Here is a 15,274-nt window from a genome sequence, read left to right as displayed (position 1 = left end):
CGATCGAAGGTGTTGTCTCGCATCGGAATCCTCCCTGAACAGGATGAATTCGATCAGCGAATTAGTGAACATGCACAGCAATGACGAGGAGAGAGCGAGCCCCTTTAAGCCGGCGTCAGCTTCGCCACTTCGCCCTTCATGTCATTCAGCACGCCCGTGATCGCCGCGACCAGCTCGTCGACTTGCGCCTTGGTGACGATCAGCGGCGGGCAGATGGCGATGGCGTCAAGCATGTTGCGGGAGATCACGCCGCGCTCCTGGAGCATGCGGCTGGCCATGCCGCCGACCGCACCGGGCGTCGCGGCCGCGGTCTTGCGGCCCTTGTCCAGCACCAGCTCGAGCGCTGCGATCATGCCGACGCCGCGGACCTCGCCGACCAGAGGATGGCTGGTGAGCTCGCGCAAGCGGCCCTGCATGTAGCCGCCGAGCTCGGCGGCATGCGCGACCAGGCCGCGCTCCTCGATGATCTTGAGGTTTTCGAGCGCAATGGCCGAGCCGACCGGATGGCCGCCCGCGGTAAAGCCGTGGCCGAGCACGCCGATCTTGTTGCTCTCGTCCGCGATCGGCTCGAACATGCGGTCATTCATGATGATCGCCGACAGCGGGAAATAGCTCGAGGTGATCTGCTTGGAGACCACGATCGCGTCCGGCTTGATGCCGTAGGTCTCGCAGCCGAACATCTTGCCGGTGCGGCCGAACCCGCAAATGACTTCGTCGGCGACCAGCAGGATGTCGTACTTGTTCAGGACCGCCTGGATCTTCTCCCAATAGGTCGCCGGCGGCACGATGACGCCGCCCGCCCCCATCACCGGCTCGCCGAAGAAGGCCGCGATCGTCTCCGGCCCCTCCTTCTGGATCAGCGCGTCGAGCTCCTCAGCCCGCCGCGTCGCGAACGCCTCTTCGCTCTCGCCGGGGGCGCCGTCCTTGTAGAAATGCGGCGAGCCGGTGTGCAGGATGTTCGGCAGCGGCAGGTCGAACGAGCGGTGATTGTTCGGCAGGCCCGTGAGGCTGGCCGACGCAATGGTCACGCCGTGATAGGCGCGCATGCGGCTGATGATCTTCTTGCGCTGGGGCTGGCCGAGCGCGTTGGAGCGATAGGCAATCAGCTTCAGGACGGTGTCGTTCGCCTCCGAGCCGGAATTGGTGAAGAACACCTTGCTCATCGGCACAGGCGCGAGCGCCACCAGCTTCTCGGCGAGATCGATCGAGGGCCCGTGCGATTTGGCGGAGAAGGTGTGATAGAACGGCAGCGCCAGCATCTGCTTGTGGGCGGCGTCGACCAGCCGCTTCTCGTTGAAGCCGAGCCCGACGCTCCACAGGCCCGCCATCGCCTCGAAATAACGCTTGCCCGATGCGTCAAAGACGTAAGGGCCCTCGCCGCGCTCGATCACCAGGGGACCGGCCTGCTGGTGGGCGCGCGCGTTGGTGTAGGGATGGAGCTGGTAGGCCACATCGCGGGCTTCTTGCGAATTGGGCAGCATGGACATTTGCAGGGATCCTTAAGTCATCACGTCGCAGGCACGCCAGCAACATCACTTGATGATCAAGTCACTTGGCTATTGCGATAAGGCAGAACTTGCAACGCCAATTCGTCGGCAGCAAGCGCTCAGCAGCGTTGCACAAAGCCGCACACGGGTCGCTTGCAGACTTTGTCGCTTGCAGGCTTTTGTAGCTTGCAGACTTTTGTAGCTTTTAGACTTGGCAGCTCTCAGGCCGCGCTGTCGTCATCGCCGTCGTCAGCGGCGGCAGCGGCTTCCCTGACCTCGACGAGCGCCATCGAGAGCAGGTAGACGGTCGTGGGCAAGCCGATGCGGCGCGCCGTCTCGGCGGCACGCGACAGGTCGCTCGCCAGCTCCTTGAGCTCGTCTCCCCGTGACAATGTCCCACCCCATCCGCCGATCGCGGCCGCCTACACCGCGACGGCGCCGCTGGTTCTGATCAGTTCGGCGCTGGACTGGACTGTAGCAAAATTTCCGATGACATTCACCACCGACTGTTTGTAGGCGGCGGCATCGCCTGCGCCCGGCTGGCGGCAGGCCACGGCGTCGGTGACGATCTGGTAGCGATGGCTGCGGTGAAACCCGTCGACGGCGGTGGCCAGGATGGTTTCGTCGAGCGAAAAGCCGATCAGCACAGAGCGTACATTGCGGATATTGGACATATAGTCCACAAACCGCGCGGAACTGTAGGCCGACGGCAGCGGGTGCTCGAACGTCATCTCTCCGGGCCTCGGCTTCGCCTCCGCGATCCAATCGGTCAGCTTCGATGCCGGATTGAACCAGGCGGCCTGGGCGATGCGCTTCAGATGCATCACCGGCCAGAGATTGCTGCGCCACAGCGTCAGCAACTCCAGGCAGCGCATGGTGGCGGCGTCGCCGTCGAGGATGAGGTGGCGACGGCCGGCGGTCAGATATTCGACCTGGAGATCCGCACAGACCAGGATCGGCGGATCGTCATGGATGGATGCCAGCATTGTGTTGCGCGGAGCTGCACCGGTTTCAACGGTCGGCGAGTGCGACGTCCCGCAGCGGCGACGTCACCGCCCGCCCGGCGGAGGCATCGAGCACGCCCGGCCGGTCCCAATCGCCCTCGGGACGGATGATCACATAGGGATCGCTGTCCAGCGTGATGGCGTCCGGCCCCGGCTCGATCTCCAGCAACATCTCCGTATAGGAGAAATCCGAGAAGGTGATCTTGCGATTGTGGCCGAGCGGCTTGGCGCCGAAATGAGCCCAGAAATCGACCAGCCGGTCCTGCGCCTGGCCGTAGATCTTGCGAAAGCCCTTGCGCTTCACATAGTCGACGCTCGCCTGCACCAGCTTGAACGAGACGCGCGAGCGCCGGTACTGGTGCCGTACCGCGAGCCGCTCGACCTTGGCGAAATCGCCGAAGAAGCGCACCCGCAGGCAGCCCGCAGGCTCGTTGCCGACATAGCCGATGAAATGGGCGGCCACCATGTCGTTGCCGTCGAATTCCTCATCGAACGGGCAATCCTGTTCGGCAAGATAGACCGCCGAGCGGATCGCGGTGACCAGCATGAGATCGCCGAGATCACGCGCAAGGCGGATGGTGATGGCGCGGGAGTCAGGCTTGGCGAGGGGAATCCTAGTGCCGTGCATCTGCAAAACTCCTTGCTTGAATGATCGCGCCCGACATGCGCATCGGCGGCCGATGCCAGGGGCGCTCGTAACACCAGAGGTCGGGCTGGAAGCTCGGGACCGGCGCAAAGCCGGTCACCCTCATGATCTCGCGTCCGGCCACGGTTGACGGCTGCGCATAGCAATCGGCGCCGCGAAATCTTAGCTGTCGCAGATGAGCCGCGGCCTTGCCGAGACCGGCGATGCCGCGCCCCGTTGCCGCGATCGCCCAGATGTAGATGGCAGCAACGTCTTCCTGCGCGGAGGCAAGATAATGCATCTCGGGCGCGGTGAGGCAGATCTCGTCCAGCAGCAGCGCATCATGGCCGCGCTCGTTCAGAAACAGGAAGGCCATGCCGCCGACGAGATGGCCCTTCCGGCTGAAGGTGAGGATGCTCTGGGGATCGAACGTGAAATATCTCGCCAAATCGGCCGCGCCGATCTGCACGCCCGGCACCAGCCGCTGCGCCATTTCGGAGAGAACGGCGATTTCGGAAAATTGCGCGCAGCGGACATCGACGTCCGGACTGAGCGGCAGCGCGTCGAAATCATGCCTTGCGGCAAACGAGCCCCTTTCCATACCTACCTCGCCCCTCTATCGTTCGCGGCTTTCGTACCCCGCTATGAGGATGAGCTTAGCGGCTGGGGACCAGGAGTATGCAGCAGTTATTGCACCGGGGTGCTGCGATGATGCAGCACCGTGAAGAAGCCCTGGACGCGTCCTGGGACGATTTGAAGCTGTTTTTAGCGTGCGCAAAATATAAAAGTTTCCGCAACGCCGCCGAAGAACTTGGCCTCACCTCCACGACGCTGATGCGCCGGATCGACCGGCTCGAAGAAAGCATCGGCTGCAAGCTGTTCCTGCGCGACCAAAGCGGGCTGACGCTGAGCGATGAAGGCACCGCGATGATCGCCGACGTTGCGCATATGGAGCGCCATGCCTTCAACGTGTTTCGTCGTGCCTCGCGCGCGTCGAACGACACGTCGGGCACGGTGCGCGTCGCAGTGACGGAGGGCCCGGGCAATTTCTGGATCCTGCCGCGGCTGATCGATTTCCAGAAGACCTATCGCAAGATCACCGTCGATCTGCGCTGCGCGATGGAGCAGGCCGACGTCGCGCGCCTGGAGTCGGACATCGCGATCCAGCTCGAGCCGCCGACCAATCCCGACCTGATCGTCGCCAAGCTCGGCCGCCTGCACATCTATCCCTTCGTCTCCAAGGAGTACGAAGACCTCTACGGCCTGCCCACATCGCTCGCGGATTTGAAGAACCACCGCATCGTCAAGCAGAGCGCACCACAGGTCGACGACGGCGCCTACGCCCGCGTGCTCGGGCTGAAATCGCTCGAAGGCATCGTCGGGATCAAGACCAACTCCTCGGTCGGCGTGCTCTATGCGGTGGAGCGCGGCGCCGGCATCGGCTTCCTGCCGACCGTGTCGATCGCGCTCGGCGCGCCGCTCGTCGCCGTCGATCTCGGCGTCAGCCACCACGCCGATCTCTGGCTCACTTATCACAGCGAGTTTCGCAACTCCGAGCGCCACAAGGTCGTGGTCGACTGGCTGAAGAAGATATTCGATTCCAGGACCTATCCTTGCTTCCGCGACGAGTTCATTCATCCGAACGCGCTGGTGCCGATGATGACGGCCGCGCGCGAGGGCTTTGGATTGACGGGCTATGTCGCGGCGACGCCGACGTGAGCGCGCCTCACCACCGATATTCGAAGCCGACCGTGCCCTGGTGCGACGTCAGCTCATTGCGGAACTTGCCGTCGTAATTGATGTACAGCCGCGCGGTGTTGGTCAGGCTGAGTGAAGCCGATGCGCCCGCATCCATGCCGTAACGGCTCTCGCCGATGCCGGGGACGACGATGCTCTGGGTCCCCAAGCTAACCTGCACCGATCCAAGGTTCTGGTCAAAATTGTCGACGAACTTGCCGTAGGCCGACAGGTCCAGAATCTTCTGGTCGAAGATGAAATAGCGCCCGATCTCGGCCCCGATCATGACGCGCGCGCGCGACAGCGCGGTCGAGCCGACATTGAGCGGATCGAGCCCGCCTGCCTCCTGAAACGCCACGCTGGTGGCGCGCACATATTCGAGCGCGCCCTTGGGCACGACGCGCATCTGATCCTTGGTCCAGTAATAGCTGACCTCGGTCAGCGCGCCGTCGACCGCGGCGCGATAGCCCGCGGTCGCAAGGCCAAAGCCGGTATCCCGGCTGGAATGGACTTTTCCGAAACCGTGCACCACCGCGAAGGCCCAGGTCCACGGGCCCTTGTCGACCGAGCCGTTGAAGCCGATCTGCGTCAGGTCGAGCGTCGCCGACTGGAGCGCCAGCGGTACGTCGATGTCGGTGTGGCTCTGGTCGACCGAGAAGCCGAGATTGACGCCCGGGGCGACGCGCGCACCGATGCCGGCGACACCGCCAAAGGTCTTGCGCTTGTCGCCGACGAAGTCGCCCTGCGCATCGGTTCGGACCGAGATGCCATAGCCTTCGAACCAGGTGCGGTAGCGCGGATCTTCCGTGGCCGCCGAGGCACCGCCGCCGCCGGGGTTGGTGCGGAACGCGCGGTTGACGCCGCCGGAGGCCTGGTTGCCGAGCCGCTCCAGGAAATTGGAGCCGAGGTTGAGCGCGCTGTTGCCGGCCGACTGGTCGTAATTGGTCGAGGTCGGCATCGGGATCGGCGTTGGCGACGGCGTGGGTGTTGGGGTCGGCGTTGGCGTCGGGCTTTGCGCAAGGACGGGCGTCACGGCCAACATCGTCACGACCAGCGCAAGCGCCATCACGGCCGCTGCCGCGCCCCGGCGGACGCGGTTCAGCCCGATCGCCTGCCGTGTCCCTGAGGGCTGCAACGTGCAGCGCATGACGACAAATCCCGAAGCAAATGGCGGCGCGCAAAAATGCAACAGAAGCGGCGCACGCATGCCGCGATTTGTGCCGAACTGTTACTGGGGGTCAACCGGCTGGCGCGCCCAGGCAAAGGCATTGCTCCCGATTGTGGTTCCGCGGCCACAGGTCGGAAATTGCAGACGAGCCGGCCCGGTCCGATCTTGAAATTCGCGCTCTGCTTGCTAACGGGCGATTTTCATGTTGCAATATCGGACACAATCGGAATTGGCCGCTCGGCTGTGCGTTTCGCGACGATGAGACTCGAACAGACTTCCGGAAGCCCGTTTGTGGCGTGGCACGCGAAAAGCGGCCGCGTCGTTTTTGTATCTAGCGGAGGAGACTAGCGATGCCGCAAAAGGGCACCGTCAAATGGTTCAACCCGACCAAGGGCTATGGGTTCATCAAGCCGAACGGCAGCGACAAGGACGTGTTCGTCCACATCTCCGCCGTCGAGCGCGCCGGACTTTCAACCCTCAATGAAAACCAGGTGGTTGAATACGACCTCGTGGAGAACCGCGGCAAGTCATCCGCGGAGAACCTCAAGGTCTCCTGACGTCTCTCAACGCTTACGCGCGAGATCATGACGTTGCCCCCGGCTCTGCCGGGGGATTTCGTTTGGGACGACGAAACGCCAGGACGCTTTAATATCCCGGGCGCTTCAGCGCACCAGCGGCGAAACCAGAAAATTCTCCGACGGACCGCTTCCCTCCGTCTTGCAGACGTCGCCCTCGATCCGGACCTTGCCGGTCGAAAGCAGCCGCAGCGCTTCGGGATAGATGCGGTGCTCGACTTCGAGGATGCGCTCCGACAGCGTATCCCCCGTGTCGTGATCGCTGACGGGAACCGCGCCCTGCATCACGATCGGGCCGGCATCGGTCTCGGGGATCACGAAGTGCACTGTCGCGCCAGACAGTTTGACGCCGGCGCGCAAAGCCTGACCATGCGGGTCGAGGCCGGGGAACGATGGCAGCAGCGAGGGATGGATGTTGAGCATCCGCCCGTACCAGGCTTTTGTGAACTCGGCCGTGAACAGGCGCATGAAGCCGCCGAGGCAAATCAGCTCGATGCCGTGCTGGTCGAGCGCTGCCTGCAGCACTTTCTCGAAACCGGCGCGGTCCTTGCCGAACGGCTTGCTCTCGATCACCAGCGTGTTCACACCGCTCGCCTTGGCCCGTTCGAGTCCCAATGCATCGGCCTTGTTCGAGATCACGAGCGAGATCTCAGCCGGGAAATCCGCCGCGCTGGCGGCCTTGATCAACGCGGCCATGTTGGAGCCGCGACCGGAGATCAGGATGGCGACGCGGCGCTTCATCACAGCGCCAGATCGAGATGGCCGTTATAGACGACGCGGTGCTCGCCCTCGGCCGGGATCACGGTGCCGAGCTGCGCCACGGTCTCGCCGGCTTCGGTGAAGACCCGCACGACCTCGTCGACCTTGTCAGGCTCGACGATTGCGATCATGCCGATGCCGCAGTTGAAGGTGCGCAGCATTTCGAGCTCGGCGATGCCGGCTTGCAGGGCCAGCCATTTGAACACCGGCAGCACCGGCAGGCGCGCGAGGTCAATGCCGACGCCGAGATGCTGTGGCAGCACGCGCGGAATGTTGTCGGTGAAGCCGCCGCCGGTGATGTGGGCAAGCCCCTTCACCGCGCCGGTCTCGCGGATCGCCCGCAGGCAGGATTTGACGTAGAGCTTGGTCGGCGTCAGCAGCGCGCCGCCGAGCGTCATGACCGGGGCGAACGGCGCCTGCGCCTCGAAACCGAGGCCGGACTGTTCGACGATCTTGCGCACCAGCGAGAAGCCGTTGGAATGCACGCCCGACGAAGCGAGGCCGATCACGGCGTCGCCCGCGGCAATGTCCTTGCGCGGCAACAGCGTCCCGCGTTCGGCGGCGCCAACGGCAAAGCCGCCGAGATCATAATCGCCGTCCTTGTAGAGGCCGGGCATTTCAGCGGTCTCGCCGCCGATCAGGGCGCAGCCGGATTCCCGGCAGCCTTCGGCGACACCGGCGACGATCGAGGCGGTCGCCTCCGGATCGAGCTTGCCGCAGGCGAAATAGTCGAGGAAGAAGAGCGGCTCGGCGCCCTGCACCACGAGGTCGTTGACGCTCATGGCGACGAGGTCGATGCCGATCCCGCCATGCAGGCCGGTCTCGATCGCGATCTTCACCTTGGTTCCAACGCCGTCGGTGGCGGCGACCAGGACGGGGTCCTTGAACCCGGCCGCCTTGAGGTCGAACAGGCCGCCGAAGCCGCCGATCTCGGCGTCGGCGCCGGGGCGCGCGGTGGCGCGCACCATCGGCTTGATCAGGTCGACGAGGCGGTTGCCCGCGTCGATATCGACGCCTGAATCGGCGTAAGTGAGGCCGTTTTTGCGGTCGGTCATGCCCGATTTCCAGTGGGTTTGCGGCTGGTTACGTCGAATTCCGGGGACGCGCAATGGCTCGCATGGCGCTCCTCCCTATACTATGTAGATATCAACCGGTTCAGCCTCCCAAGGGGCCGGATTCGAGGTCAGGCCGGGTGCCGGGAAGCGCCGCGTGAGTATTCCGAATATCATTACCCTGGGCCGCATCATGCTGGTCCCGATCATCGTCTGGGCCATCGTGTCGAGCCAAATGGAGGTGGCGTTCGCCGTCTTCCTGATCGCCGGCATCAGCGATGCCGTCGACGGCTTCCTGGCCAAGCGCTTCAACATGACGAGCGAGCTCGGCGCCCTGCTCGACCCGCTGGCCGACAAGGCGCTGCTGGTCTCGATCTACCTCGCGCTCGGCATCTGGGGCGACATCCCGCGCTGGATCGTGATCCTCGTGGTCTCGCGCGACATCATGATCGTCGCTGCTGTGATGGTGTCCTGGCTGTTCGACAAGCCGGTCGAGATGAAACCGTCGAAAGTATCCAAGCTAAACACAGCCGCCCAGGTCGCCTACGCTGCGTTGGTGCTGGCCGCGCTTGCCTTCGGCTTCAAACCCGGTCCCTATGATATAATCCTGATGGGCCTGGTTACGGTCTTCACGCTCTCGTCCGTCTCGCTCTACCTCGTCGAGTGGCTGCGCCACATGAGCACGATTGACGCCAAATGAGCCGGGATACGGCCCCGCAATAGGCCAACGCGGGCTCGATTAAGTCGAATCTTTCAAGCAAGGCCGGTCGTCCGGCATGGAGCAAAGCAAACGTGGCAGGCCGCGTTCACCCCCGACAATTGGCGTTTTCGCTTCCCCACGCGGAAAGCCTCAGCCGGGACAATTTTCTCGAAGGCCCCGCCAACGCCGCCGGCCTCGCTCTGATCGACGCCTGGCCGGAATGGCCGAACCGGATCATGTGGCTGGCCGGTCCGGAAGGAAGCGGCAAAAGCCATCTTGCCGCGATCTGGGCCGAGGAGGCCGGCGCCCGCTCGACCACGACCAATGCGCTGACCGCCGCCGGCGTTCCGGGCGCGCTCGCCACAGGCGCGCTGGTGGTCGAGGATCTCAAGGCCGGCGAATTTGACGAGCGCGCCCTCTTCCATTTGATGAACCTCGCCCGCGAGGACGGCGCCTACGTCCTGCTCACGGGACGCGAAGTGCCGGCCTCGCTCGAGATCGAGCTCCGCGACCTGCGCTCGCGGCTGCGCGCCGTGCCGGTCGTCGCGCTGCTGCCGCCCGACGACCAGCTGTTCCGGGGCCTGATCGTCAAATTCTGCGCCGACCGCCAGCTCAGCGTGGACGAGAGCGTGGTCAGCTACCTCGCCACCCGTCTGGAGCGGTCTTCCGCGGCGGCCCGGCAGGCCGTGGAACTGCTCGACAGCGAGGCCCTGCGGCTCGGGCGCCCGGTCACAAGGGCGCTGGCCGCCGAGCTGTTGCGGGACGCGTGAGCCGTCCGCTCCGCGCAAAGGGCCGCTTGACGCGGCGGAACAGCGGAACATCAATGTCATCGAAACGTCATCGCATTAACACATGCTCCCGCCGGTTTTGCGCGTAAGTCGCAAATCGGGGCGAACTGGATGGACCGACTTCTCATGGACTCCGTGCAAGCTGTTGAAACAAAAGAAAAAGCTCCGGAGCCCGAAGGCTTGCCGGCGATCGCCTCGAGCCCCGAGCGATTCATCAACCGCGAGCTATCCTGGCTGCACTTCAACCGTCGCGTCCTCGAGGAAGCGGTCAATCCCAGCCATCCCGTGCTGGAGCGGGTGCGATTCCTGTCGATTTCAGCGAATAACCTCGACGAGTTCTTCATGGTCCGCGTCGCCGGCATCAAGGCCCAGGTCCGCGAGGGCATTGCCGAGCGCGCCCCCGATGGCCTGACGCCGTCCGAGCAGCTGGCTCTGATCAACCGCACCGTCTCGCAGCTCGCCTCCGACCAGCAGGCGATCTGGCGCGACCTGCGCAGCGCGCTGGCCGACGTCGGCATCGTGCTGGTGGACGGCAAGGACGTCACCAAGGCGGAGCGGACCTGGGTCGAGGACTACTTCCTCAACAACGTGTTCCCGCTGCTGACGCCGCTGGCGATCGACCCCGCCCACCCGTTCCCGTTCATCCCGAGCCTCGGCTTTACCATCGCGCTCCAGCTCACGCGTGCTGCAGACGGCAAGCAGATGAACGCGCTGATCCGCATGCCCGGCAAGATCGACCGCTTCATCCGGCTGCCGACCGAGGGCAAGGTGGTGCGCCTGATCTCGCTGGAACAGGCCACAGCCCTGTTCATCAACCGCCTGTTCCCCGGCTACAATCTGCACGGCCAGGGCGCTTTCCGTGTCCTCCGCGACTCCGAGCTCGAAATCGAGGAAGAGGCCGAAGACCTCGTCCGCCTGTTCGAGACCGCGCTGAAGCGCCGCCGCCGCGGATCGGTGATCCGGCTCGAGATCGACGCCAAGATGCCGGAGCAGCTGCGCAACTTCGTGCAGCACGCGCTCTCGGCCGCCGACGACGAGGTGTTCCTGGTCGACGGCGTGCTCGCGATGAACGAGCTGTCGCAGCTCACCCGCCTCGACCGGCCCGACCTCGAATTCACCCCTTACGTGCCGCGCCATCCCGAGCGCGTGCGCGAACATGGCGGCGACATCTTTGCCGCGATCCGGCAGAAGGACCTCGTCGTCCACCACCCCTACGAATCCTTCGACGTGGTGGTGCAATTCCTCCAGCAGGCCACGCGCGACCCCGACGTCGTCGCGATCAAGCAGACGCTCTACCGCACCTCCAACAACTCGCCGATCGTGCGCGCGCTCGCGGAAGCCGCCGAAGCCGGCAAGTCCGTCACCGCGCTGATCGAGCTGAAGGCGCGCTTCGACGAGGAGGCCAACATCCGCTGGGCGCGCGACCTCGAACGCGCCGGCGTGCAGGTCGTCTATGGCTTCCTCGAACTGAAGACGCATGCAAAGCTCTCGATGGTGGTGCGTCGTGAAGGCGGCAGCCTCACGACTTACGTCCACACCGGCACCGGCAATTATCATCCGGTCACCGCGCGCATCTACACCGACCTCTCCTACTTCACCTCGGAGCCCACCATCGGCCGCGACGCTGCGCGCGTGTTCAACTTCATCACCGGCTATGCGGCGCCGAGCGATCTGGAAAAGATGGCGGTGTCGCCGCTGACCCTGCGCAAGCGCATCATCGAGCACATCCAGGGCGAGACCGCGCATGCGCGGCACGGCCGCCCCGGCGCGGTCTGGATGAAGATGAATGCGCTGGTCGACCCAGACATCATCGACGCGCTCTATGAGGCCTCGCAGGCCGGCGTGCAGGTCGAGCTCGTGGTCCGCGGCATCTGCTGCCTCAGGCCCGGTATTCCCGGCCTGTCGGAGAACATCCGCGTCAAGTCGATCATCGGACGCTTCCTGGAACACGGCCGAATCTACTGCTTCGGCATGGGCCAGGGCCTGCCGAGCGCGAAAGCGGCTGTGTATATCTCCTCGGCCGACATGATGCCGCGCAACCTCGACCGCCGCGTCGAGGTGCTGTGTCCGCTGCAAAATCCCACGGTGCATCAGCAGGTTCTCGAACAGATCATGGTCGCGAATCTGAAGGACAATGAGCAGAGCTGGCAATTGTTGCCGGACGGGTCCTCAACGCGTATGAAGGCCGCGAAGGGCGAGGAGCCTTTCAACGTCCACAACTACTTCATGACAAATCCGAGTCTGTCTGGCCGTGGAAAGTCGCTCAAGGAATCCTCGCCGCGTCGTCTCACGCGCCGGAACGAACGTCATCCATCCTGATCCGGGATCGTGGACGTGACGCGGCCGCGCAAGCGCGGCTCGAGCGTCGCGGTCATCGATATCGGTTCCAACTCGGTCCGTCTCGTCGTCTACGAGGGGCTGACGCGGAGCCTGATTCCGATCTTCAACGAGAAGACGCTGTGCGGCCTCGGGCGCGAGGTGCAGAGCACGGGCCTGCTCGCGCCTGATGCCGTCGACAAAGCGCTGACCTCGCTGAAGCGTTTTCGCGCGCTGTGCCGGGTGATGCAGGTCGGGCGCGTGTTTGCGATTGCGACCGCGGCCTGCCGCGACGCCTCCAACGGCCCCGACTTTATCGCGAAAGCCGAGCGCATCTGCGCGGTGAAGATCGAGATCCTGTCGGGCCCGCGCGAGGCGCGGCTGTCGGCGCTCGGCGTCATCTCCGGCATCCATCACCCCGACGGCATCGTCGGCGATCTCGGCGGCGGCTCGCTCGAGCTGATCGACGTGCGCAGGAACACGGTGCGCAGCGGCGTGACACTGCCGCTCGGCGGTCTCGCGCTGCAGGATCTCGCCCACAAATCGCTCAAGCGTGCCGACCGCATCGTGCGCGAGGAAATCGACGAGGTTCAGCTGCTCAAGGCGGGCAGCGGCCGCACCTTCTACGCCGTCGGCGGCACCTGGCGCGCACTGGCGCGGATCCACATCATCCAGAGCGGCTATCCGCTCCAGGTGATGCACGGCTATTCGATTTCGGCGGCCGAGGCGCTCGACTTTTCGCGTCGTCTGCGCCGGCTTGCGGCCGCCAACATGCTCGCCGACATCGAGATCGTCGCCGACGCACGCCGCCCGCTCCTCACCTATGCGGCACTGGTGCTCGAGCACATCATCCGCGTGGCGAAGCCCAAGACCATCGTGTTCTCGACCTTCGGCGTGCGCGAAGGCCTGCTGCACGAGAAGCTGTCGGAGACCGAGCGCAACAAGGACGGATTGATCTGTGCGGCCGAAGAGCTGAACCAGCTGCTGTCGCGCTCGGCCAAGCACGCCCGCGAGCTGATCGCCTGGACCGATCGCCTCGCCCGTGTCGTCAAGATTCGCGAGACCGAGGAGGACCGCCGGCTGCGCCACGCCGCCTGCCTGCTCTCCGACATCGGCTGGCGCGTGCATCCCGATCACCGCGGCGAGCAGACGCTGAGCCTCGTCGTCAACGGCAATTTCGGCGCGATCACCCACACCGAGCGCGCCTTCGTCGGCCTGTCCGTGTTCTATCGCTATGCGGGCCTCAGCGAGGAGAACCAGCCGCCGGTCACCATGCAGGAGCTGCTGACGCCGGCGCAGCTGGAACGTGCCCGCCTGCTCGGCGCGGCATTCCGCGTCGCGCACCTGATCTCGGCAGCGCGGCCGGGCGTGCTGCCCGCCACGCATTTCCGCAGCCAGGGACGCAAATTGATGCTGGTGTTCGAGCATCGCCTCGGCGACATCGTCGCCGACCGCGTCGGCAGCCGCTTCCGCCAGCTCGCCCGCCTGGTCAACCGCGCCGGCTCGATCGTGCGGCGATAATTCGGAAGACCTACTCTGCCGACGCCTTGGCGTGGCGCTCGGAGGATTCGAGCGCGGCCAGGCTGAGGCTGCGCCGGCGCCAGATGGTGCCGACGACCAGCACGACGACGACGCCGAGCGCTGCGCAGAGATATTCGCCGGCTCCGCCGCCATGGCCGAATTGGGCGGGAATGCGCAGTGCGCCGAGCATATTGTCCAGCGAGGCGCCGAACGGGCCGTCGAACAGCGTGTGCAGTTTCGGCGCGATGCCGGGATCGGTCGCGATCACCTCGCCCGCGATCCAGCCGAGCAGCGCAGCGCCTGCCCACACCAGGACCGGCAGCTTGGCGAGCACCGCCATGATCAACGCCGCACCGGCGACGATCAGGGGAACGCTGATGGCAAGGCCGAGGATGAGCAGCGGCACGCTGCCATTGGCCGCAGCGGCAACCGCAATGACGTTGTCGAGGCTCATGACGATGTCGGCGACAACGACGATCTGCACCGCCTGCCACAGATGCGAGGCCGACTCGACGCCGTCCTCGTCCTCGTTCTCAGGCACCAGGAGCTTGGCCGCGATCACGATCAGCGCAAGACCGCCGACCAGCTTGAGATACGGCAGCTCCATCAGGCTCGCGACGATGCCGGTGAAGATGATCCGCAGCAGCACGGCCGCGCCGGCGCCCAGGATCATGCCCCACAGCCGGTGCCGCGGCTTGAGGCCGCGGCAGGCCAGCGCGATCACCAGCGCGTTGTCGCCGGAGAGCAGGATGTTGATCCAGATGATCTTGCCGACCGCAATCCAGAAGGTCGGTTCGGCCATCTCAGTGCGGAACTGGGTGAAGAATGCCCCGATCGTAGCGGGATCGAAGATCTGCCAGAGCCAGTTCACAATGAGTCCTTTCGCCCCGTCGTCCTAACTTACCGGCTGACGGATCAGCCGACGATCTCGTTGCCCGAGAAGAACTGCGCGATCTCGATCGCGGCGGTCTCCGGCGCATCCGAACCGTGAGCGGAATTCTCGCCGATCGACTTTGCGTAGAGCTTGCGGATGGTGCCGTCGGCCGCCTTGGACGGATCGGTCGCGCCCATCGCGTCGCGATACTTGGCGACGGCGCCCTCGCCTTCCAGCACCTGGACCACGACCGGGCCCGAGGTCATGAACTCGACGAGCTCGCCGAAGAACGGGCGGGCCTTGTGGACGGCATAGAAGGTCTCGGCCTGTTCCTTGGTCATGCGGATGCGCTTCTGCGCCACGATGCGCAGGCCCGCCTTTTCGATCACGGCGTTGACCGCACCGGTCAGGTTACGCGCGGTCGCATCGGGCTTGATGATCGAGAAAGTGCGTTCGATGGCCATAATCTTGTCCTTGAGAAGAAAGCGGAGGTTTTGCGAGTTGCGGGGCTTATATCGGCGCCGTTGCCATACGGCAAGCGACCCCAAAAACAGCCCCATGGGCGCTTCGCCGCAGGCTGCTCCGGCCGATCTAGCCAGGGATTACCGAGATTTCACCCAGATGAACCCAATCTGAAGGCCCTGTCAGGGTTCGGTTCAGCCTCGCCG

General features: G+C 64.8%; 16 protein-coding genes. 6 read left to right on the top strand and 10 right to left on the bottom strand.

Annotated elements, in window-relative coordinates; genetic code table 11:
* Window positions 1–104 precede the first annotated feature (104 nt).
* The 5 genes from AC1RR3_RS32955 to AC1RR3_RS32935 form a co-directional block, all read right to left on the bottom strand.
* Window positions 105–1,487 (bottom strand): aspartate aminotransferase family protein, encoded by a 1,383-nt coding sequence (locus AC1RR3_RS32955; protein ID WP_492828520.1) that lies wholly within the window; start codon window positions 1,485–1,487, stop codon window positions 105–107.
* Between the two features lie 221 nt (window positions 1,488–1,708).
* Window positions 1,709–1,879 (bottom strand): hypothetical protein, encoded by a 171-nt coding sequence (locus AC1RR3_RS32950; protein WP_492828518.1) that lies wholly within the window; start codon window positions 1,877–1,879, stop codon window positions 1,709–1,711.
* A gap of 30 nt (window positions 1,880–1,909) precedes the next feature.
* Complete coding sequence (locus AC1RR3_RS32945; protein WP_492828516.1) at window positions 1,910–2,473, bottom strand: isochorismatase family protein; 564 nt, start codon at window positions 2,471–2,473, stop codon at window positions 1,910–1,912.
* 25 nt (window positions 2,474–2,498) lie between these two features.
* A complete protein-coding gene (locus AC1RR3_RS32940) occupies window positions 2,499–3,119 on the bottom strand; it encodes a GNAT family N-acetyltransferase (protein WP_492828514.1) in 621 nt (206 codons plus the stop codon).
* The gene (locus tag AC1RR3_RS32935) at window positions 3,106–3,717 is read right to left on the bottom strand and encodes a hypothetical protein (protein WP_492828512.1); all 612 of its coding nucleotides are present in this window, start codon (window positions 3,715–3,717) and stop codon (window positions 3,106–3,108) included. Before AC1RR3_RS32935 ends, AC1RR3_RS32940 begins: the two co-directional genes overlap by 14 nt.
* 77 nt (window positions 3,718–3,794) lie before the next feature.
* Here AC1RR3_RS32935 and AC1RR3_RS32930 point away from each other — a divergent pair, with 77 nt between their 5' ends.
* Entirely contained in the window at window positions 3,795–4,835 is a 1,041-nt protein-coding gene (locus AC1RR3_RS32930) for a LysR family transcriptional regulator (RefSeq protein WP_492828510.1), read from the top strand.
* A gap of 7 nt (window positions 4,836–4,842) precedes the next feature.
* On the opposite strand, the gene AC1RR3_RS32925 is transcribed toward AC1RR3_RS32930, so the two are convergent.
* Complete coding sequence (locus AC1RR3_RS32925) at window positions 4,843–6,000, bottom strand: autotransporter outer membrane beta-barrel domain-containing protein (protein WP_492828508.1); 1,158 nt, start codon at window positions 5,998–6,000, stop codon at window positions 4,843–4,845.
* A 371-nt stretch (window positions 6,001–6,371) separates the two neighbouring features.
* On the opposite strand from AC1RR3_RS32925, the gene AC1RR3_RS32920 reads away from it, so the two are divergent.
* A complete protein-coding gene (locus AC1RR3_RS32920; RefSeq protein WP_008129967.1) occupies window positions 6,372–6,578 on the top strand; it encodes a cold-shock protein in 207 nt (68 codons plus the stop codon).
* Window positions 6,579–6,683: 105 nt separating this feature from the next.
* On the opposite strand, the gene purN is transcribed toward AC1RR3_RS32920, so the two are convergent.
* Both purN and purM read right to left on the bottom strand, forming a co-directional pair.
* Window positions 6,684–7,337, bottom strand: coding sequence for a phosphoribosylglycinamide formyltransferase (gene purN, locus AC1RR3_RS32915; protein ID WP_492828505.1), 654 nt, complete (start codon window positions 7,335–7,337; stop codon window positions 6,684–6,686).
* The gene (gene purM, locus AC1RR3_RS32910; RefSeq protein ID WP_492828503.1) at window positions 7,337–8,410 is read right to left on the bottom strand and encodes a phosphoribosylformylglycinamidine cyclo-ligase; all 1,074 of its coding nucleotides are present in this window, start codon (window positions 8,408–8,410) and stop codon (window positions 7,337–7,339) included. Before purM ends, purN begins: the two co-directional genes overlap by 1 nt.
* A gap of 154 nt (window positions 8,411–8,564) precedes the next feature.
* On the opposite strand from purM, the gene AC1RR3_RS32905 reads away from it, so the two are divergent.
* The 4 genes from AC1RR3_RS32905 (at window position 8,565) to ppx (ending at window position 13,732) form a co-directional block, all read left to right on the top strand.
* Window positions 8,565–9,107, top strand: coding sequence for a CDP-alcohol phosphatidyltransferase family protein (locus AC1RR3_RS32905; protein ID WP_492828501.1), 543 nt, complete (start codon window positions 8,565–8,567; stop codon window positions 9,105–9,107).
* Window positions 9,108–9,199: 92 nt separating this feature from the next.
* Window positions 9,200–9,877, top strand: a complete 678-nt coding sequence (locus tag AC1RR3_RS32900) for a P-loop NTPase family protein (RefSeq protein ID WP_492828499.1) — start codon at window positions 9,200–9,202, stop codon at window positions 9,875–9,877.
* A 144-nt stretch (window positions 9,878–10,021) separates the two neighbouring features.
* A complete protein-coding gene (locus AC1RR3_RS32895) occupies window positions 10,022–12,214 on the top strand; it encodes an RNA degradosome polyphosphate kinase (RefSeq protein WP_492828536.1) in 2,193 nt (730 codons plus the stop codon).
* Window positions 12,215–12,229: 15 nt separating this feature from the next.
* Window positions 12,230–13,732, top strand: coding sequence for an exopolyphosphatase (ppx, locus tag AC1RR3_RS32890; RefSeq protein ID WP_492828497.1), 1,503 nt, complete (start codon window positions 12,230–12,232; stop codon window positions 13,730–13,732).
* Between the two features lie 10 nt (window positions 13,733–13,742).
* On the opposite strand, the gene AC1RR3_RS32885 is transcribed toward ppx, so the two are convergent.
* Together AC1RR3_RS32885 and ndk are read right to left on the bottom strand one after the other, a co-directional pair.
* Window positions 13,743–14,603: a TerC family protein gene (locus tag AC1RR3_RS32885; RefSeq protein WP_492828495.1), complete on the bottom strand. Its 861-nt coding sequence runs from the start codon at window positions 14,601–14,603 to the stop codon at window positions 13,743–13,745.
* Window positions 14,604–14,647: 44 nt separating this feature from the next.
* Window positions 14,648–15,070 (bottom strand): nucleoside-diphosphate kinase, encoded by a 423-nt coding sequence (ndk, locus tag AC1RR3_RS32880; RefSeq protein WP_106943663.1) that lies wholly within the window; start codon window positions 15,068–15,070, stop codon window positions 14,648–14,650.
* Window positions 15,071–15,274 lie beyond the last annotated feature (204 nt).

It is taken from the genome of Bradyrhizobium sp. GW821-FHT13H05 (assembly GCF_058804065.1).
Note: the sequence above shows the minus strand (reverse complement) of the source record. Positions and strands in the feature narration are given on the sequence as shown.